Source organism: Clostridium sp. HBUAS56017 (assembly GCF_007115085.1).
GTDB classification, from domain to species: Bacteria; Bacillota; Clostridia; order Clostridiales; family Clostridiaceae; genus Clostridium; species Clostridium cibarium.
Window position 1 is genome coordinate 124220 of record NZ_SULK01000007.1, and the last position, 20116, is coordinate 144335.

The 20116-nt window shown below is 29.5% G+C and carries 19 protein-coding genes and 1 tRNA gene; 14 read left to right on the top strand and 6 right to left on the bottom strand.

What is annotated here, in order from left to right; genetic code table 11:
- Positions 1 to 6 precede the first annotated feature (6 nt).
- From FAY47_RS08380 to FAY47_RS08400, 5 genes are all read left to right on the top strand, one after another.
- Positions 7 to 756 (top strand): prealbumin-like fold domain-containing protein, encoded by a 750-nt coding sequence (locus tag FAY47_RS08380; RefSeq protein WP_143316253.1) that lies wholly within the window; start codon positions 7 to 9, stop codon positions 754 to 756.
- A gap of 119 nt (positions 757 to 875) precedes the next feature.
- Positions 876 to 1328, top strand: a complete 453-nt coding sequence (locus tag FAY47_RS08385; RefSeq protein WP_143316254.1) for a deoxyuridine 5'-triphosphate nucleotidohydrolase — start codon at positions 876 to 878, stop codon at positions 1326 to 1328.
- 336 nt (positions 1329 to 1664) lie between these two features.
- Positions 1665 to 2468, top strand: coding sequence for a zinc transporter ZupT (gene zupT / locus FAY47_RS08390; protein ID WP_143316255.1), 804 nt, complete (start codon positions 1665 to 1667; stop codon positions 2466 to 2468).
- Between the two features lie 82 nt (positions 2469 to 2550).
- Complete coding sequence (gene mltG, locus FAY47_RS08395) at positions 2551 to 3558, top strand: endolytic transglycosylase MltG (protein WP_185966772.1); 1008 nt, start codon at positions 2551 to 2553, stop codon at positions 3556 to 3558.
- Between the two features lie 206 nt (positions 3559 to 3764).
- Entirely contained in the window at positions 3765 to 5024 is a 1260-nt protein-coding gene (locus FAY47_RS08400) for a cytochrome P450 (protein ID WP_143316257.1), read from the top strand.
- Between the two features lie 67 nt (positions 5025 to 5091).
- Here the strand turns inward: FAY47_RS08400 and FAY47_RS08405 are convergent, their stop codons facing one another.
- Together FAY47_RS08405 and FAY47_RS08410 are read right to left on the bottom strand one after the other, a co-directional pair.
- Positions 5092 to 5853 (bottom strand): EFR1 family ferrodoxin, encoded by a 762-nt coding sequence (locus FAY47_RS08405; protein WP_143316258.1) that lies wholly within the window; start codon positions 5851 to 5853, stop codon positions 5092 to 5094.
- 74 nt (positions 5854 to 5927) lie between these two features.
- Positions 5928 to 6908, bottom strand: coding sequence for an acyltransferase (locus FAY47_RS08410; protein ID WP_143316259.1), 981 nt, complete (start codon positions 6906 to 6908; stop codon positions 5928 to 5930).
- A gap of 274 nt (positions 6909 to 7182) precedes the next feature.
- Between FAY47_RS08410 and FAY47_RS08415 the strand changes: the two genes are divergently transcribed.
- The 7 genes from FAY47_RS08415 (at position 7183) to FAY47_RS08445 (ending at position 14658) form a co-directional block, all read left to right on the top strand.
- Positions 7183 to 8475, top strand: coding sequence for a GntP family permease (locus FAY47_RS08415; protein ID WP_143316260.1), 1293 nt, complete (start codon positions 7183 to 7185; stop codon positions 8473 to 8475).
- Positions 8476 to 8517: 42 nt separating this feature from the next.
- Positions 8518 to 9660: a glycerate kinase gene (locus FAY47_RS08420; protein WP_143316261.1), complete on the top strand. Its 1143-nt coding sequence runs from the start codon at positions 8518 to 8520 to the stop codon at positions 9658 to 9660.
- Positions 9661 to 9818: 158 nt separating this feature from the next.
- The gene (locus tag FAY47_RS08425) at positions 9819 to 10850 is read left to right on the top strand and encodes a sugar diacid recognition domain-containing protein (RefSeq protein ID WP_143316262.1); all 1032 of its coding nucleotides are present in this window, start codon (positions 9819 to 9821) and stop codon (positions 10848 to 10850) included.
- Positions 10851 to 11004: 154 nt separating this feature from the next.
- On the top strand, positions 11005 to 12108 hold the full coding sequence (locus tag FAY47_RS08430; protein ID WP_243129577.1) for an ROK family protein: 1104 nt from the start codon (positions 11005 to 11007) through the stop codon (positions 12106 to 12108).
- Positions 12109 to 12471, top strand: a complete 363-nt coding sequence (locus FAY47_RS08435) for a sulfite exporter TauE/SafE family protein (RefSeq protein WP_185966773.1) — start codon at positions 12109 to 12111, stop codon at positions 12469 to 12471.
- A 269-nt stretch (positions 12472 to 12740) separates the two neighbouring features.
- On the top strand, positions 12741 to 13046 hold the full coding sequence (locus FAY47_RS08440) for a LysM peptidoglycan-binding domain-containing protein (protein ID WP_143316263.1): 306 nt from the start codon (positions 12741 to 12743) through the stop codon (positions 13044 to 13046).
- A gap of 274 nt (positions 13047 to 13320) precedes the next feature.
- On the top strand, positions 13321 to 14658 hold the full coding sequence (locus tag FAY47_RS08445; RefSeq protein ID WP_143316264.1) for a peptidoglycan-binding protein: 1338 nt from the start codon (positions 13321 to 13323) through the stop codon (positions 14656 to 14658).
- A 178-nt stretch (positions 14659 to 14836) separates the two neighbouring features.
- Here the strand turns inward: FAY47_RS08445 and FAY47_RS08450 are convergent, their stop codons facing one another.
- From FAY47_RS08450 to FAY47_RS08465, 4 genes are all read right to left on the bottom strand, one after another.
- Positions 14837 to 15355 carry a peptidase M56 gene (locus FAY47_RS08450; protein WP_143316265.1) on the bottom strand — a complete coding sequence of 173 codons (519 nt, stop codon included), beginning with the start codon at positions 15353 to 15355 and terminating at the stop codon, positions 14837 to 14839.
- Between the two features lie 42 nt (positions 15356 to 15397).
- A complete protein-coding gene (locus FAY47_RS08455) occupies positions 15398 to 16636 on the bottom strand; it encodes a hypothetical protein (protein WP_143316266.1) in 1239 nt (412 codons plus the stop codon).
- 118 nt (positions 16637 to 16754) lie between these two features.
- Positions 16755 to 17993: a hypothetical protein gene (locus FAY47_RS08460; protein ID WP_143316267.1), complete on the bottom strand. Its 1239-nt coding sequence runs from the start codon at positions 17991 to 17993 to the stop codon at positions 16755 to 16757.
- Between the two features lie 307 nt (positions 17994 to 18300).
- A tRNA-Leu gene (locus FAY47_RS08465) sits at positions 18301 to 18387 on the bottom strand.
- 231 nt (positions 18388 to 18618) lie between these two features.
- Between FAY47_RS08465 and FAY47_RS08470 the strand changes: the two genes are divergently transcribed.
- Together FAY47_RS08470 and FAY47_RS08475 are read left to right on the top strand one after the other, a co-directional pair.
- Entirely contained in the window at positions 18619 to 19311 is a 693-nt protein-coding gene (locus tag FAY47_RS08470) for a hypothetical protein (RefSeq protein WP_143316268.1), read from the top strand.
- 26 nt (positions 19312 to 19337) lie between these two features.
- The coding region (locus tag FAY47_RS08475; RefSeq protein WP_243129578.1) for a GGGtGRT protein at positions 19338 to 20116 on the top strand (779 nt) is incomplete at its 3' end.

The window sequence follows — 20116 nt, forward strand, 5'->3', positions numbered from 1 at the left end:
TTTTTGGTGAAAGATGAGAAATCTAAGAATATATATTTTACAAATATGCAGGAGAACGATCCTTTAATGGAAAAGTTTATGAATGAATATATAGATAAGATGGGGGAAAAAGGCAAGATTCCTACAGCTGACGACTTAATAGTAAACTTCGATATAACTTATGCAGATGGAACAAATAAAAATTATACTTGTGGATCGGAAAGTTGTGTATTTGGAGATGTAGATGATTGTGATGAAAAAAAAGAATATGAAGATCATAATATGGAGGAAGAAGGGATAAGATATAACTCAGAGAAGAGTGAGAATTATAATAAAGACCTTCCGCATCAATCTTTGTTAGAATTTGAAGAAGATAAATGGGATAACTGTAGAGATGAGTGGAGAGAGTATATAAAAAAATGTAAATGTTACTATGATAAAGAGGATAAGAGAGAAATTATAGAAAAGATGGGTAAAGTAACAGTCTATTCTATTCTTAAGGGCGAAGAAAACACCAAGCTAAAAGGTGTAAAAGTTAATCTTTATAGAATAAATGGATTATCACCTGTTTTGGTGGAATCACAAGAAACCGATTCAGAAGGAAGAGTGGTATTTTCTAATATAGAAGATGGAAGTTATAGAATTATTGAATTCATAGATAGAACTTATTTTGAAAAGCCATCATATGTTAAATGGAATGAAGTTACCATAGATAAATGTAATAAGGAAAGTACTATTTATGCTATGAATTCAATAAGGCAGTGTCCCAAATATTAAGTCTAACAATAAAAAAGGTTTATTTATAATAGGCCTTTTTTTATTGTTATAAAATTAAATATTATATAAGAAATGATTTTTTGTTATAATAATAGAAAAACAATTAATAGGAGTAACATATGAAAATTAGAATTAAGTATTTTGAAAATGCAACTAAATTAAAAAAGATAGAAAAAGGAAATTGGATTGATGTATATGCAAATAAAGAGGTATTTGTTAAATTAGGAGAAAGAGCAATGGTTCCATTGGGATTTGCATTAGAATTACCTAAGGGATGGGAAGCTCATTTAGCTCCAAGAAGCTCAACATTTAAAACATGGGGAGTAATTCAAACTAATTCAGTAGGTGTAGTTGATGATACATATATAGGAGATAATGATCAGTGGCATATGCCAGTATATTGCTTGCAAGGAAAAGATTTAAATAATAATGTAGAAGGAACATGGATAAAGAAAGGGGATAAGATAGGGCAATTTAGAATAATGGAAGTAATGCCAGAAATAGAATTTGAGGAAGTAGAATCTTTTGGAAATGATAGTCGTGGTGGATTTGGCACAACAGGAGCAAAATAAAAATCGCGAGATTGTGAAAAAATTTATATAAAAAACACACCCATTAATTAGGGTGTGTTTTTTTATATACCTAAGGTTTGTTAAAGATGTCTTCATACATTATTGACAATTCTCCATATACTTTTCCTTAGGTTTCTTCATGGGAAGGTCTATTTCTTAATTATTAAATTTGTTATCTAATTAATAGAAATTTACCTTGATATAGACAAAATAAAATAAAAGAGATAAAATATAAGTGATAATTATTATCAATTACTTTGGAGTTACTTGATAATTGATAGATTTCCTGCATATAATTTTGTAAATTATATATGACAAATAATAAGGAGGAGTATAATGAATGACGTATTAATTGCCTTTGGATTAACACTTTTTGCTGGACTATCCACAGGAATAGGAAGTGCTATAGCGTTTTTTGCTAAAAAAACTAATACAAAGTTTTTATCTGTGAGTCTAGGATTTTCAGCTGGGGTAATGATTTATGTTTCTATGATTGAATTATTTCCTCAGGCAAAAAATTCTCTCACAAGTGAATTGGGCATAAAGATAGGATCATGGGTTACTGTTATAGCTTTTTTTGGAGGAATGTTATTAATAGCTCTTATAGATAAATTTATACCTAGTGGGGAAAATCCACATGATATATATAAGGTTGAAGATATGGATAAGGAGAATTTAGAGAAAAACAATAAACTTTTAAGACTTGGAATATTTACAGCCTTAGCAGTTGGAATTCATAATTTTCCAGAGGGGTTAGCGACTTTTATATCATCACTTCAACAGCCAACAATAGCTATATCAATTGCTGTAGCAATAGCTATTCACAATATTCCAGAAGGAATAGCAGTGTCGGTACCAGTATATTATGCTACTGGAGATAGAAAAAAAGCTTTTCTTTTTTCATTTCTTTCAGGACTGTCAGAGCCAATAGGTGCACTTGTTGGATATCTTATTTTAATGCCATTTATAAATGATATGGTTTTGGGAATACTTTTTGCTGCTGTGGCTGGGATAATGGTTTTTATATCTTTAGATGAATTATTACCTTCAGCAAGAGAATATGGAGAACATCATCTTTCTATATATGGGTTAGTCGCTGGAATTGTAGTAATGGCAGTAAGTTTATTATTGTTTATCTAAATAATTAAGTAATAATATCTATTATTTAATGCATACTAAAAAGGATTATAAATTATGATTAAACTTAATTATGGAGGAACTAATGAGTAAAAAAAATATTATTATATTTTCTATTATACTAGCTGTAGTTTTAATATGTACTGGGGTAATATTTAAGTATGTGAAAAAATTAAATACTATTAATGAAGATAACGCATATTTAGTTGTAAAAAGTGAATCTTCATTAAAAGATCTATCACAGCAGCTTAAAGATAAATCTATAATTAAATTCAAGAATGTATTTTTTATTTATGCAAAAGTAAATGGATTAAGTGAAAAAATGAATGGTGGTAATTTTGTTATCAGGCCAAATACTAGTTATAAAGATTTAATATTAAAACTACAAAGCGAGGAATCTGATTTTTCTGTTGTTACTATACCGGAAGGATTTACTTTTTATCAAATAGCTGAAAGATTAGAAAAAAATACAGGTATAAAAAAGCAAGATTTCTTAAGATTAGGAATTGGTGATTTAGTTTCAAATAATATAGTTTCAAAGAAAAATAATACGTACTATGAATTAGAAGGATTCTTATATCCAGATACGTACTATATACCAAATGGATCTAATGATAAAGATGTTGCAAATTTAATGTTTAATAGATTTAGAGATGTATTTTCACAGAAATATGTTAATCGTTCAAAGGAATTAGGATTAAATACTAACGATATTATAACAATTGCATCATTAATTGAAAAAGAGGCAGCAAATGATAGTGAACGTAAAAAAATAGCAGGAGTTATATATAATAGAATAAAAAAAGATATGTTATTGCAAATAGATGCTTCTGTAATATATGCAATAACTAAAGGGGAAAGTATAATAGATAAGGTATCATATAATGACTTAAAAGTGAAAAATTTATACAATACATACATTAATAAAGGATTGCCACCTGGGCCTATTGGAGCAACAGGGAAACCTTCAATAGAAGCAGCTCTTTACCCTGAGGAACATGATTATTTATATTATGTTGCAAATGGTGAAGGCCATGTTTTTAGCAAAACCTATGAAGAGCATTTGAGTAATGTAAAAAAATATATTAAATAGAAATACTAAATTATAAAGAGTGAAATTTTGTAAAAGATATAGATGTATTTTCGACTATATCTTTTTTATATGGGATTAGATTAGCTTAAAAGATTTTAGTGGATAATTTTTAATAAGAGAGAAACAATAAAATAATAAGAATTTTTTATTCTTGATACTTTTGTAATTATATTTTCTGATTAAGGTAGAATGGAGAAGATAAATTTATGCTATTAAATGAAAAAATTATGCATGATAAAGTTCTAGATAGTACTTTAAATATGCTAAAGGAAGGGTATCTTTTTATTAAAAACAGGACTACTAAGCAGCAAACTGATATAATTGAAACTAATTTAATGGGAGAAAAAGTAATTTGTATTAGTGGAAAGGAAGCTGTTCAGTTATTTTATGATGAAGAAAGATTTCAGAGAAAAGGGGTTGCACCAAAGAGGGTACAAAAGACCTTGTTTGGGATGAATACAGTTCAAGGGATGGATGGAAAGGAACATTTTCGTAGAAGACAACTCTTTACGTCTTTTATGACAGAAGCGAATCAAAGAAAACTGGGGAATCAAGTAAGGGAAGAATTTGAGAGAGCTATTACTAGATGGGAAAGTGCAGAGGAGATTATACTCTTTGATGAAGGAAATGAGATTCTATGTAAAGTAGCATGTTCTTTTGCTGGAGTTCCACTCTTAGAATCAGAAGTGAAGGAGAGAGCTGGAGATTTTAGTGCAATGATCGATGCCTTTGCTGCTGTTGGACCTAGACATTGGAAAGGAAAAAAGGCAAGAGATAGAGCAGAAGAATGGATAAAGAATATAATAGAAAATGTTCGAATAGGCAAGTTTTTGGCTGATGCTGATTCAGCTCTTCATGCTATGTCATTTCACAAGGAACTTGATGGAAGTTATATGGATTCACATGTAGCTGCAGCAGAACTTATTAATATCTTGCGCCCCATTGTGGCAATTTCTACTTACATTACATTTACAGCTTTAGCATTATATAATCATCCGGAATTAAAAAGCAATTTAGCTAAAGAGAATAAGAAATATGAAGAAATGTTTGTACAAGAAGTTAGAAGATATTATCCATTTACACCATTTCTAGGAGCCAGAGCAAAAAAAGATTTTATTTGGAATGAACATAAGTTCAAAGAAGATATGCTTGTATTACTTGATATATATGGAATTAATCATGATTCTCGTATATGGAAAAATCCTGACGAATTTGATCCGGAGCATTTTAGTGAATATAAGGATAAGTTATGTGAATTTATACCTCAAGGTGGAGGAGATTATGAAAGAGGACACCGCTGTCCAGGAGAAGGTATTACCATAGAAATTATGAAAGCAAGCTTAGAGTTTCTTGTAAATAAGATTGAATATGAAGTTCCAGAGCAGGATTTAAGTTATGATATGGGAAGGATTCCTACATTGCCAGAAAGTAGATTTATAATAAGGAATGTAAAAAGGAAGTTTTAGAGATTTAATTATAATAAGCTTGCTATTATTTATTTCCAATAATAGCAAGCTTATTACATAGTAATTATTATTTTTTACATCTTGGATTATAATATCTACCTTTATCTCTTGTAGATTTACCGTATTCAATAGCCTTTTTAGGACATCTATTAATGCAAGCTAAACATTGGGTACAGTTTGTTCCCCATTTAGGCTTTACATCAACTTTAATGTTGTTTGTAGGGCATACTTTCTCACATAATCCACAGGATATACAAGAATTACTTGCAAAAAATTTCTTGGGTTTAATTCCATATTTCATAAATAGTGGATTAATAAGTTTACTTTTTATATATGGAAATTGTCCTAAAGTAATTTCAAATTTATTTTCTCTTTTATCTATAGATGTATTTATTTCTTCAATTCGTTCTTCAGCAGTATCCAATATAGCTTCTATAGAAGTTTTAGACTTTACATGAGTTAATATTATATAGTTACTTGGCATAGCAATGGAAAATCCACTATCTAATTCTAATCCTTTGCTATTTAAAGTATCTTTTAAATTTCTCATTGTATATCCAACATTAGCTTCACAAGTGCTAATTGCAAAGGTATAATTTGCTTTGTAATTTTTAAGTTTTAGCTTATTTATAAAATCAACAACCATTTTAGGGGCATTCCATGCATAGATGGGAAAAACAAACCCAACAAGTTCACTGTCATCAAGTGTATATTCAAAATTATTCTTTTTAATTTCATCTGCTATAGAAAAAAGTTTCTGGCCTTGAGCTATAGAAATTTTTTCAGCAGCCCATAGGGAATTTCCTGTTCCTGAAAAATAGAATATCATTAGTTTTCCTCTTTTCTAATCATTTCTTATTCTTAATATAATTGTAATAATTTTTACAGAATGTGTCCACTAATTTATTCTAAAAGTATTATTTTAGCTTTAGTTTTTCTAAGTAATGTAATTACTAGAGCAGATAGGCAGAAGGTTAAAATAAATTTAATCATGGAATTTGTAGCAGCATTAGGAAGAAGTGCTTGAATCCACAACATTAGTATTTGATGAGAACAATATATGCCTATGCTATATTCTTTACAAGTTTTAGAAAATTTATTGGAGATGTTTTTTTTATAATTAAGAGCCCAAATTAAAATTGATGGAGCAGCAATTATAGCAGATAAGTACATATTTGCATCCTTAGCAATGCCAATTTTGTTTAATACAAATGTTTCAATTAATAATAAGATAATTGAAGAAATGCTAAGTATTCCAGCATTTTTTATCTTGTAATTTAACTTGTATTTATTAATTGCTGCACCTAAAGTGATAAAAAGTATTGATTCAGTAATACCTATTTGTGGAAGTACAAATATTGATGTATACCCATTTATTAAAGGATTATTAAATAATCCATAATAAGTATCTCCTGTTGTTCCAAATAGATATAGTATAAATCCAATTATAAGCAAAAAGATTATTTTATCTTTTTTTAGTAATTTTGATATTAATAGAATAGTAATAATCAGTGAAGAAATATACCAAAGACTGCCTGTAACCCCAAATAATAATAGTCTCATAATAATAGAGAGTGGGTATTTAAAATAATTTAGTATACCTGGTGATAAGGCTACAAATTCTATAGCCACCCATGATCCATAAAGTATCAGTAATCTTTTTAATGTAGACTTGGGCTCTTTTTCTAAATTAATTCTGTTATATAAAAAGTATCCTGAAACTATAAAGAAAAATGGCACTGCTATTCTACAAATCCCCATACTAGTTACAATCCTTAAATCCTCATTTATAGAACTAAAAGCCATTGTATGAATGACCATGACTAAGATAGCAAAAACTAAGCGTAGTATATCAATCATTCCATAATATTTTTTTGTCTCCATATTATCTATATCCCCCTTATAAATATTTACATATATATATTCGTAGAAAAAAAGAAAAAATTTCAAATAATCCCAAATGGATTTTATATATCAGATATCCTTAAAATGTAAAGTTAGTTGTGCAAATGAACAAAGAAAAAAGTTAAGTAAACAATATCAAAAAGGGAATGAATAAATTATTATTAATAATGTAACTTAGGTAAACGTTAACGTTAAATGATTATTACTAGAATTAACAAATCATAAAAATCATCTAATTTGAGGAGGAATAAAAATGTCAGTTATTCATTGGAGTGGAGCAATAGTTGGATTGATTTTAGCTATAGTTTTAATATTTAGAAAAGTAAATCCTGTATATGCCCTTTTTGGCGGTGCTATAGTAGGAGGATTAATTGGTGGTGCAAGTTTAGCAGAGACAACACAAATTGTTATTGATGGTACAAACAGTGTAATGGGTGCAGTAGTTAGAGTGCTTGCAGCAGGGGTACTTGCAGGGATTTTAATTGAATCTGGAGCAGCAGAAAAAATTGCAGAAACAATAGTAGAAAAACTTGGTGAACAAAAAGCCCTTTTAGCAATAGCTTTAGCAAGTATGGTTATTACTGCAGTAGGTGTATTTATTGCAGTTTCAGTTATTATAGTTGCTCCAATAGCATTATCTGTAGCAAGAAAAGCAGGACTTACTAGGTCTTCAATACTTTTAGCTATGATAGGGGGAGGTAAGGCAGGTAACATAATTTCACCAAATCCTAATACTATTGCAGTAGCAAAAGGATTTAATTTAGATTTAGCAGATGTAATGATAAATGGGTTTATTCCAGCAGTAGTAGGATTAGTAGTTACATATTTTGTTGCAACATGGTTAAACAAAAAAGGAGAAGCTATTAAAGAAACTGGAATATCAGAGGCAGCAACAACAACTAGTAAAGAAAAACCAAGTTTTGGTAGAGCTATGGTGGCTCCAATTGTGGCTATTGTATTATTATCAATTAGTCCTATTGGAAATATCTTGAACGTTAATTTCTTGGCAGCTATTAAAATTGATTCTATGATTATACTACCAGTTGCAGGGATAATAGGTTTAATTGCTATGGGTAAATTTAATAAAGTTATTCCTTATACAACCTCTGGGTTAAATAGAATGACAGGTACTGCAATATTATTAATTGGAGCTGGGGCAATAGCAGGTATTATTTCTAAATCTAACTTAAGTGAGGTAGTAGTATATTGTATTAAAACAACAGGTGTTTCAGGAGTTTTTCTAGCACCAATATCAGGAATATTAATGGCAGCAGCTACTGCATCAACATCTACAGGATCAATTGTAGCAGCTGGTAGTTTTGGAGATGCAATATTATCCATGGGAGTATCTCCATTAAATGCAGCAATTATGGTACATACAGGAGCAGTAGTTATCGATCATTTACCGCATGGTAATTTCTTCCATGCAACAGCGGATTCTGTTAAGATGAAAATAAATGAACGTATGAAGTTGATTCCATATGAGTCTATAGTTGGTGGATCGATGGCTATTGTAGCTACAATAATATATGGATTTTTAAGATAGCAAGATTTATTATAAATATATAATAGGTAAGGGGAGTTAGAGATGAAAAAAGACTTAATTATAGCATTGGCACCAGATTCTTTTAAGGAAAGTATGACGGCTAAAGAAGTCTGTGAAGCAATGGAAAGAGGAATTAAGAAGGCAAATAGCAATATTAAATGTGTACATATACCTATGGCTGATGGTGGAGAAGGGACTATGCAGTCGCTAGTAGACGCTACTAATGGAGAAGTACACTCATTGAAGGTAGTTGGTCCGCTTGGAAATGAAGTAGAAGCACAGTATGGTATTTTGGGACATGGTGAAATAGGAATAATAGAAATGGCTAGTGCTAGTGGAATACAACTAGTGTCTTCAGAAAAAAGAAATCCTCTAATAACTACAACTTATGGTACTGGTGAGCTTATAAAAGCTTGTCTTGATCATGGGGTAAAGAAATTGTTAATAGGTATTGGTGGAAGTGCTACCAATGACGGTGGTGCTGGAGTTATTCAAGCGCTTGGAGGAAAACTGTTAGATCTTGAAGGAAATGAATTAGGTTATGGTGGGGGAGAATTAGGAAAATTAAGTAAAATTGACTTAAATAATTTTGATTCTCGTTTAAATCAAGTTACAATAGAAGTTGCTTGTGATGTTAACAATCCACTTTGTGGAGAAAGAGGAGCTTCAAATGTATTTGGACCACAAAAAGGTGCTACAAAAGAAATGATAGAAATATTAGATCACAACTTAAAGCACTATGCGGATGTAATAAAAAAACAGCTTGGAAAAGATGTAATAGATGAGCCAGGAGCTGGGGCAGCAGGTGGACTTGGAGCTGGACTTATGGCATTTTTAAATGGTACTTTGAAAAAAGGTATCGAAATGGTAATAGAATATGCAGAGCTTGATAAAAAAGTAAAAGATGTAGATATGGTTTGGACTGGTGAAGGAAGTATAGATTTTCAAACTCAATATGGTAAGACTCCTTTAGGTGTTGCAGCGGTTGCTAAGAAATATAATAAACCAGTGGTTGCTCTTGCTGGAAGAGTTGGTGAAGGTATTGAAGTTTTATATGAAAAAGGTATAGATTCAATATTTGGAATAACTAAAGGATCAACTTCCTTAGATGAAGCTTTAGCTAAGGGACAGGAAAATATAGAAAAGACAGCTGAGAACATAATAAGGCTTATGAACTTGTTATAGTGTGAAAAAGAATGTATAATTGAGAAGTTTTTAAGGTGTTTAAAATATTTGAAAGTGCGCTTGATTTTTGGCGCACTTTTAATTAATATTTATTTTTAGTTGCTTATATTTTAAGTGTCTATAATTGTATTTTACTATATTTGAAAGGTGTGAATTATATGAAATTATCTAAATCTATAGCGCAAAAAATTGTTTTAGAGATGATGAATGTCATTCCTTATAATATAAATGTTATGGATGAAAATGGAGTAATTATAGGCAGTGGAGACATTAAACGTATTGGCAATATTCATGAAGGTGCTAAAAAAGCAATAGATAAACAACATGTAAATGAAGTTTATGAAGAAAAAGGAAGAATGAAACCGGGTGTAAATGAGCCTATCATAATTGATAATAATATAATAGGTGTAATTGGAATTACAGGTAATCCTGATGAAGTGAGGAGATTTAGTAAGCTGGTTCGTGTTACTGCAGTTCTTTTAATAGAACAAGAAAAAATTAATGAAGAAACCCAAAATAAGAGGTTAAATAGACAAAGATTTTATCATGAACTTGTTCATAGAAAAACAGAATATGATAATGAATTTTATGTGAGAGCAAAAAACTATGGGATTGATTTAACCAAAAAGTATCAGGTGATTCTTGTAGATTGTAATATAGATTCACAAGGTTTTAGAACAATATGTAATAGGCATTTTCATTATTTCGAGTTAGATAACAATAAAACAGTATTTTTTATTAGAACTAATCAAGAAGCCAATACATTGATAAAGGATTTAGAAGAATGTGAAGATATAAACAAGATAGGTATTGGAGGAGAAGAAGATATTGTAGCTGTTTCGTTAGAAAATGCAGGACTTGCAATAGAATTTGGAATTAAGATAAAACCTTCTTCAAAGATATATATTTATGATGATCTAAAACTATTTATCCATTTATCTTATGATGATAAGTCAAACTTAATTTCATTACTTTCCAATCTTGATAAGGTTGGAAATAAGTTGGAACTTATTCAAACTTTAGAAGCGTATATCGAAGAGAATGGTGATATTAATAATGTGGCAAATAGGTTAAATATACATAGAAATACTTTGAATTATAGATTAGATAGGATAAAACAACTAACAGGGAAAAATCCAAAAGTTTTGTTAGAGTTATTTGAACTATTATGTGGGTTAATTTGGAGATAATTATATGGTAATAGATTGTTAAGGGATAAACTATAGAGGAGTTTATCTTTTTTTTATTTACAAATATATTCAAGTAGAAGATGAAAATAAAACTTATTTCCAAAATGGTCAAAAGGTGATAAAATTATCTATAGGAAGGAAGTGGAATTTTAAAGTGTTAAAAAACTTTGAATCATTGAATATAAGATGTAAAAATATATTTGGAGTTGTTCAAAAAAATGGGCCTATTACTAAAAGTAAATTAATTGATATAACAAAAATAAAATTAACTACCTTAAATAGGGATCTCAAAATATTAATAGATGAGAAAATAATTGTAGAAACTGATATTGGAGAATCTACAGGAGGAAGAAAACCTAGTTTGTATGATGTAAATACAGAGAAGTTTTATATTGTTGGGATAGATATTTCAAGAACCTATACGCGTATAGTTATTACAAATTTGAAACTTGAGATAATAGGAGAAGAGACACTTAACCATGATTATAACATTGAAAATTCAAATGATATTATACTTACTTCACTTAAAATACTATTTAGAAAATTGCATGTAAAAGAATCAGAGCTTTTAGGAATTGGGATAGGAATAGTTGGTGGATTTAATATTAATCCATTATATAAAAGATTAAAAGAAGAATTTAATGTATCAATTTGCATAGATAATGGTGCAAATACAGCTGTTATTGGAGAATACTATTTTGGAAGTGGGAAGGGTAAGAATAATATAGTATATATAAACTGCGGTGTTGGGATAAGAACAGGAATTATCTCTTCGGGAGTTTTAATCAGAGCAATTAATAATCTAGAAGATGTATTTGGGCATATGGTCGTTGATGTAAATGGAGAACTATGTTCTTGTGGGAATCATGGTTGTATTGAAAGTTATGTATCGATACCATATATAATAAAAAAGTTTAAAGATGAAAGTAAAGTTAATGATGATATAGGCTACAGAGATATTTGTAGGCTTTCAGAAGAAGGTAACAAAGTTGCTACAAATATAATAAAAAAATCTGCATTATATTTTGGAATAGGGCTTTCAAATTATATAAAACTATTTAATCCAGAATTAATAATTTTAAGTGGACCATTAATACAGAATTCAAGAGTATTCTATGAAGAATGTAGAAAGGTAGCAGTAGAAAAATGTCATGTTAAAAATGAAAATATAATTTTTGCTAGAGGTGGTTTATATGAAGATAAATCAATAGCAATTGGTGCTTGTGTAATGGTTATACAAAAGATGGAGGGAAGATAAATGGTGGATACAATATTATTTATAGTAATTGGTTTAGCTGCTGGAGTGTTAAGTGGTATGTTTGGCATAGGAGGTGGGGTAATAATCGTTCCTGCATTAATGTATTTTTGCAAATTTAGTCAGCTAAAAGCACAGGGAACATCACTTGCAGTTTTACTTCCACCAGCAGGATTAGTGGCATTTATTCAATACTATAAAAGAGGACAAGTAGATGTAAAGGCAGGAATTTTAGTATGTGTATTTTTAGTTATTGGATCGGTTTTTGGATCTAAAATAGCTGATAATGTTCCAATACCAATTTTAAAAAAGAGTTTTGGAGTTATGATGATTTTAATATCATTGAAAATGATCTTCTCAAAATGATGGATCAAGGTAGAATGGTATATATAAAAATTATCATTAAAAGTAAATTGGGGAGGCGAAAGTAGAAATGGCACAAAAAACTGTTTTAGATACATTAAGAGAAGAAGGAGAAGGTATAGAATTAGAAGATATCACATTATTTTTGTTGATGAATAAACTGAATATAAGAAATAAGAAAGTGGTGTAACTAATGTATGCAGAAGAAATAGAAAATTATTTTTTTTCAAGAAAGTATTCTGCTTAGACCCAATAATTAAGGAGGCAACATTATGTTTTACATTGTTCAACCTGGGGATTACTTAAACTTAATTGCATGGAGGTTTGGTGTGAGTATTGAGCAAATACTACAATTCAATCCAGTGGCATATTATTACCCTTTATATGTGGGACAAAGACTCTTTATTCAATCCCCTAATTTCAGAGCAATTGTTACTTATACGGTAACCGGTGGGGATACTCTAGACTCTATTGCAAGAAAATTCAATACTACAAAACAATCGATAATGCAACTAAATAATTTATCTAGTGAGGTTGTATCTTCAGGACAATCATTAAAAATTCCTACTAAGCTATAGTTTTTGCTAAATATAATCTATAAAATAATACTTTACTTTAGGCTATGTCTAAGAAGCATATTAGTATTAAGGAAACTATAAATGAGTTTCCTTAATACCTATTTAAATAATATTTTGTTATGTATTACTTTTCTTATTTCTATATCTAGAAAATTTAATTATTTATATGTTAAGCATCATATCCTTTTAGTGAATAGTTGAAAATTTATTGTAGAAATTTATATACAATAATCATATTGTATTATATAAATAATCATTAAAAAGGAAATTGACTATGCAAACAGGAAGTTTAAAAATTCATGTATTTCAGGGTGATTCATATATACCTTTAGAAAATGCTAAAATTACTGTAATTCAAGATAAGGAAACAAGTAATAGACAAATCACTCAAAACTTATCAACAGATTCATCTGGAATTACAAATGAAATAGAATTAGAAGCTCCTTCACTAGATTATTCTATGAAATTGTCAGATAAACTACCTTACAGCCTTTGCATTATAACTGCTGAAGTACCTGGTTATAAAAAATTAACCATTAAAGGATGTCAAATATATCCTGGTATTCAGTCTATTCAATATTGTCATTTGAATCCTATAAGTACTAGACAAAATAATACTGAAGACATTATAAATATATCAGCAAATGCACTGATTGGGAATTATCCAGCTAAAATACCTGAATCTTCATACCCAATCCCTTTAACTAAACCTTCAGTTAATTTTGCTATTATTGATCCAACAAGACAAGTAAATCCTTCCACCATAAAGGTACATGATGGAGATCCAAATGAAAATGCTACAGAGTTTATAGAGGATTTTAAGCAATATTTCAAAATCGTCTTAGCATCAGAAATATATGCTAATTGGCCTAAAGAAACAATAAAAGCTAATGCAATTGCTGCTATGTCTTTTACTTTAAATAGAATATTTACAGAATGGTATTTTGGAAAGATGAAGAAATTTCATATTACAAGTTCAACAGCTTATGATCACAAGTACATCCATGGAAGAAATACTTTTGCTTCAATAGATGGAGTTGTAGATGAGTTGTTCACAACTTATATAAAAAAACCAGGTTATGAGTTTCCTCTTTTAGCACAATATAGGGATGGACTAAGAGTACCTCCTTGTTCTGGATGTCTATCACAATGGGGGAGTAAAGAACTAGGAGATAAAGGGTTAACAGATAAAGAAATATTAAAATCTTATTATGGTTCTGATATAATATTAAATAGAATAACAAAGAGTGAAAATATGTCTGAATCATATCCAGGATTTCCATTACAAATAGGTTCCACAGGTGAAGCTGTTGAGACAATTCAAAAATCTTTAAATAAAATCTCAACCCATTTTCCATTAATACCAAAGTTAACTGTTGATGGGATTTTAGGTAGTAGTACTAAAAAAGCAATAGAAACTTTTCAAAGCATTTTCAATTTAGCTAAAACAGGTACTGTAAATTATCCAACTTGGTATAAAATTTCAGATATTTATGTAGGAGTAAGTGGTGCTGTTAGACATAGAGGGGTAGAAAAAACTTTTATACCACCTTTTTTTTACGGATATGACTATAATATACCAACACTAACTTATTTTGATGAGGAATATTAGTTGAATTTTACAATTAATTGCCTATATTGTTTACTCTAGAACTAATTTTTTGTACTCAATTCATTAATATATATCTTTAGTGTTTAATTTTAGAAACAAATGATGTATTACTGTATATTAGTCAAAAAAAATGTTTATTTCTAGAGTAAACAAATTATATAAATTGATTTGAAACAAGTTATGATAAAAACTTTAATGTTTTAGAAATTTCTTGTATATTGTATTTGTCAGCCCATAATATGAAATAATAATAGATATTATCATCAACTTTTATTTCTTTAGGGTATTTTACTAGTAATTCTGCTTGATTATTAAATGCTTGTGATTGATCATTAGAGGGCATTATTAATCTTGCCTCTTGACCTTGAATAACTAGTTCAGTTATTTTAGGATTACTTCCATATGGTTTTAGTGAATGGCTTGATTCAATTTTTGCTATTTCATCTATTTTTAAATTTTCTCCATTATAAGCAGAAACCTGAAAAAATCCATCTTTTCCTTCGTATTTTTCTGTATAATTAGGATTTGGTTTCCATTCAGAATTATATTCTAATGAAACATTAAAAAAATTATTTCTATAAAGTTTTGTACTATGTTGCTCTTGTAAATTTGATGTGCTTTTTAATGTAGCTCCTAAAAAACAAAATGTAATAGCAAATATATTAACAGTTAAAAATATTTTTTTTATAACATTCATAAGTTTATCTCCTAATTTAGATAAAATAGATTAGTATTTAATCTAAGTCTTAAAAATTGTTTTTTTCTTTACCCACTTAAATCCATCAACTTTAGTAATAATTACTACATCAGTTGATCCACCAACAGATTCCAAATCAGTTGTAAATCTACGCCTTGTAGAGGTTAAATTAACAAGTGCTTCAGCTAGAAAAATCATTTCTTCTTTACCAAGAAATGTAACCATATCTGAAAAAGGTTTGGTATATTTTTCCTTTTGAATAAGTTCAAAATCATCTTTTATTTCCTTATTAAGTTTTTTTCCTAGTCTTTTTAGTATATCTATTTCTTCACTAGAAAATTCATGAGCTAAATTGGCATTAGATTCACTTTGTATTGCATCTTGTATTGCTTCGAAAAAATTGTTGAAAATAGTATCTGTCTTGTTAAATATTGTATTTTCAAGTTCTGTGTCTATCCCTTTTGTATAGGTGTCTACTACATCTCTTTGAGCAAATGGAATAAATGTTGCTTCAACATCACTTTCTTCCAATCCCACTTCTACCTTGGTTACAAGTTCATAAATTAGTGTTCCAGAAATTACTCCCGTAATTTTATATTCAATTATTGATGGGAATATTTCTTTATTTCCATAACCTGCAATTACTATATTAGTTGGTCTTTTTGTTGATCTAAATAAACAATCACTTTTACTAATAATATGTGCACACAATAATACTATATTTTCTTGAGTTTTTCTGTCAATTCTAATATTATCAATTTCGTTCATGTACTTCTTTAGATATTCTCCATGAGTTTCTAAAAATAATTCTACAAAATTATCATTAAATCCACTTAAACATCTCATACTTGAAAAATATTTGAGGTTTTCTTCTACATTTTTCCTTAAAGTTTCCTTTCGATTATGCACCGATTTTTGTTTAGGCATATTCTCCATTAGGCAATAATCTAAAACTGATTTTACAAGTCTTTTCTCATAACCTGAATTATAAACCTTTCTGTTTTTTGATAAAAAGCTTAAAAAATCATCAGCATACTCTTGTAATGTATCAAAGTATTTATCTTTAAGAGATGTTTTATATACTTTTATTATTGTTTCACATGGTATGTCGGTAAGATCAGGATTGTCATAAAACATAATTCCAACAGGATGATTTTCAGATATATTAAAAAGTTTTTCCACTGTAATAAATTTCTTTACGCCTTGTATGTCTACAGTGGCAACACTATCTGTAGCTAATGCAACTCCAGTCTTATTAAGAATTGCTATTTCAGCAGTCATATTACAACTCCTTTCGTTATTGCTTTCATATTATTATGATTCAAAATATAGCTACTAAAATATTATTTGCTATTTGTAGTATGAGATTAATATCATTATTAAATTCTATATTAAAAATTTATTTTTTTGTCATAAATACAAAGCCATCACCTTTAGTAATAAGGGCAATATCAATTGGACCAACTTCTGCTTGTTCGTAAGAACTGAACTTAACCCCAATTGCAGTTAAATTTACAAGTGCATCAGCTAGAGATATCATATCTTCTTTTCTAATGAAATCAATCATAGATAAAAGAGGATCTACCAACATTTTTTGTTGCAAATCTTTAATGTTTTTCTTTAAATCTTCTATAATCAGCATACATATTTTATCTATTTCATCTTTCTCTTTAACAATAAATTCCTGAAGTGCATTATTGTTATTATATTTATTCTGTATTTCCTTTAAAAATTTATCAAAAACTTTTTTAGCTTCATCTAATATCTTATATTCCAAATTCGGATTAATTCCATTTATATAAGTGTTTATTAAATCTTTTTCACCAAAGGGAATAATTTTTTTTAGTAGCTCATTCTCATCATCGGATCCTATACTATAACTTTCTATTAATTCATATATTAGTTTCCCATCAATTGCACACACTATGTTGTATCTATACAATGATGGAAAAATTTCCTTATCACCATAACCTGAGATTACTATGCTACCATTGTAAATGTTTCTAATCATATAATCAGTTTTACTTATAACATATGCACACATGGTTATTAAATTTTTTTGTGTTCTTTCATCAATAGCAGATATAACTGGATTAATTATATGATCTGTACTGTTTTTTATATATTCTTTTAAATCGTTTGTATGTTTTTCTAAAAATAATTTTATAAAATTGTCATCAAATGAATTTGAAAAAATTTTTTTTGAAAGAGATGCAATTTGATTCTCTATTTCATCACTTATAGCCTTTTCATTACCTTCTATTAATTGAACTCTATCTTGGATTTTACTTAGACAATAACGCAAAACTTCCTTTAAAAACCCCATTTCTGCACTCCAAGAATAAAAGCGATTATCATTTGGTATAAATTCAATAAAATTTTCTGCATATTCTTGCAATTTATCAAATGATTTGTCTCCAATTTGTGACCTATAAACTTCTATTATTGATTCCCAAGGTATAGTATCCATAAATCTAACACTACCATCTAGCATAATTCCAACAGGGTTATATTTTGATAAAGGAAAGATTTTGCTAATTGAAACAAACTTCAAAGATTGAATTCCTACCACAGGTTCAAAAGTATCAGCAGATAATACAACTCCACTTCTATTGAGAATTCCTATTCCGACAGTCATTACTATAAACCTCATACATTTAATGTTTTATTTCAGTATATAATTTATGATTGATAAATATTAAATATAACTTTCTGAATTTTTGACGAAGATTAAGTTGATGGTTATTATATTATAAATTTGGTTGTTTAGGAGAATTTTTAGCTATTAAGTTTATGGATTTGTTTTTTAGGTAATGAAATCTATATAAAGGAGCTAAGATGTAGAAGGGTAGCTTGAATAATAGAAAGAATTTCAAAAAAGTCTGGTAAATAAAAAAAGCCATATTACAAGATAAATCAAGTAATATGACAATTCTATTAAATAATGGTGCCGGTAGCCGGAGTCGAACCGGCACGGTATTGCTACCGGCGGATTTTGAGTCCGCTACGTCTGCCAATTCCATCATACCGGCACGTTTTGCAACATTGATATAATAACATATTATTTTTAATAATTCAATAAGAAATTTTTTTTTGTTGGAAATAAAGAAAAAATTTGAATATAAGGTTGTTAGAAAGTGTTACTTTTGCTAAAATAGATGGTAGGATAAAAATATCCCCAGTGGGACGTTTTTTAACCTACCTTATTTATGTAGCTAAGGACAAGCTATAATAATTTAATAATTAAGGAGGAGAAGATCAATATGATGTATTCAAAAGAAGTTGAAGAAATGTGCGTTGTTGCAAAAGGCCCAAATCATGGACCAGCACCAATTCCTGCAGAAGGAAAATGGGTTCAATCTAAAGAAGTAACTGATATATCAGGGTTAACTCATGGTATAGGTTGGTGTGCACCACAACAAGGAGCTTGTAAATTAACATTAAACGTTAAGGACGGTATAATCCAAGAAGCGTTAGTTGAAACAATTGGATGTTCAGGAATGACTCATTCAGCTGCTATGGCTTCAGAAATTTTACCAGGAAAGACTATTTTAGAAGCATTAAACACAGACTTAGTTTGTGACGCTATAAACACAGCTATGAGAGAATTATTCTTACAAATAGTTTATGGAAGAACTCAAACTGCATTCTCAGAAGGTGGACTACCTATCGGAGCAGGACTTGAAGACTTAGGTAAAGGATTAAGATCTCAAGTTGGAACTATGTATGGAACTCTTGCAAAGGGACCAAGATACTTAGAAATGGCAGAAGGTTATGTTACAGATGTAGCTTTAGATGCTGATAAAGAAATCATTGGATACAAGTTCGTTAACTTAGGAAAGATGATGGAAAACGTTGCTAAGGGAATGGATGCTAATGAAGCATTAGAAAGTGCTAAGGGACAATACGGAAGAGTTCAAGACGCTGCTGAATTAATTGACCCAAGACATAAATAATTATAGGTAAAGGAGGAAAATATATTATGGCATTATTTGAAAGTTATGAAAGAAGAATAGGACAAATCACTCCTGTATTAGAAAAGTACGGAATGAAGACTATGGAAGACGCTAAAGCAGTATGTGCAGAAATAGGAATAGATCCATATACTATAGCTAAGGAAACTCAACCAATCGCATTTGAAAATGCTGGATGGGCTTACACTTTAGGAGCTGCTATAGCTATAAAGAAAGGTTGCAAGAAGGCTGCTGATGCTGCTGAAGCAATCGGAGAAGGTTTACAAGCATTCTGCATACCAGGATCTGTTGCAGATGACAGAAAAGTAGGACTTGGGCACGGAAATCTTGGAGCTATGCTTTTAAGAGAAGAAACTAAGTGTTTCGCATTCTTAGCAGGTCACGAAAGCTTTGCTGCTGCTGAAGGTGCTATTAAAATAGCTGAAAAAGCTAACAGAGTAAGAAAAGAACCATTAAGAGTTATCTTAAACGGTCTTGGAAAAGATGCTGCATTCATTATTTCAAGAATTAATGGATTCACATATGTTCAAACTAAGTTTGACTATTACACTGGAGAAGTTAAAGTAGTTAAAGAAAAAGCATACTCAAACGGAGAAAGAGCTAAAGTAAGATGTTACGGTGCTGACGACGTTAGAGAAGGTGTTGCTATAATGCATATGGAAGGTGTTGACGTTTCTATCACTGGTAACTCAACTAACCCAACAAGATTCCAACACCCAGTTGCTGGAACATACAAGAAAGAATGTGTAGAACAAGGTAAGAAATACTTCTCAGTTGCATCAGGTGG

Excerpts from the sequence above, each read along its gene's own strand:
- FAY47_RS08385 (WP_143316254.1), top strand. The coding sequence starts at position 876 with ATGAAAATTAGAATTAAGTATTTTGAAAATGCAACTAAATTAAAAAAG.
- zupT (WP_143316255.1), top strand. The coding sequence starts at position 1,665 with ATGAATGACGTATTAATTGCCTTTGGATTAACACTTTTTGCTGGACTA.
- mltG (WP_185966772.1), top strand. The coding sequence starts at position 2,551 with ATGAGTAAAAAAAATATTATTATATTTTCTATTATACTAGCTGTAGTT.
- FAY47_RS08400 (WP_143316257.1), top strand. The coding sequence starts at position 3,765 with ATGCTATTAAATGAAAAAATTATGCATGATAAAGTTCTAGATAGTACT.
- FAY47_RS08405 (WP_143316258.1), bottom strand. The coding sequence starts at position 5,853 with ATGATATTCTATTTTTCAGGAACAGGAAATTCCCTATGGGCTGCTGAA.
- FAY47_RS08410 (WP_143316259.1), bottom strand. The coding sequence starts at position 6,908 with ATGGAGACAAAAAAATATTATGGAATGATTGATATACTACGCTTAGTT.
- FAY47_RS08415 (WP_143316260.1), top strand. The coding sequence starts at position 7,183 with ATGTCAGTTATTCATTGGAGTGGAGCAATAGTTGGATTGATTTTAGCT.
- FAY47_RS08420 (WP_143316261.1), top strand. The coding sequence starts at position 8,518 with ATGAAAAAAGACTTAATTATAGCATTGGCACCAGATTCTTTTAAGGAA.
- FAY47_RS08425 (WP_143316262.1), top strand. The coding sequence starts at position 9,819 with ATGAAATTATCTAAATCTATAGCGCAAAAAATTGTTTTAGAGATGATG.
- FAY47_RS08435 (WP_185966773.1), top strand. The coding sequence starts at position 12,109 with ATGGTGGATACAATATTATTTATAGTAATTGGTTTAGCTGCTGGAGTG.
- FAY47_RS08440 (WP_143316263.1), top strand. The coding sequence starts at position 12,741 with ATGTTTTACATTGTTCAACCTGGGGATTACTTAAACTTAATTGCATGG.
- FAY47_RS08445 (WP_143316264.1), top strand. The coding sequence starts at position 13,321 with ATGCAAACAGGAAGTTTAAAAATTCATGTATTTCAGGGTGATTCATAT.
- FAY47_RS08450 (WP_143316265.1), bottom strand. The coding sequence starts at position 15,355 with ATGAATGTTATAAAAAAAATATTTTTAACTGTTAATATATTTGCTATT.
- FAY47_RS08455 (WP_143316266.1), bottom strand. The coding sequence starts at position 16,636 with ATGACTGCTGAAATAGCAATTCTTAATAAGACTGGAGTTGCATTAGCT.
- FAY47_RS08460 (WP_143316267.1), bottom strand. The coding sequence starts at position 17,993 with ATGACTGTCGGAATAGGAATTCTCAATAGAAGTGGAGTTGTATTATCT.
- FAY47_RS08470 (WP_143316268.1), top strand. The coding sequence starts at position 18,619 with ATGATGTATTCAAAAGAAGTTGAAGAAATGTGCGTTGTTGCAAAAGGC.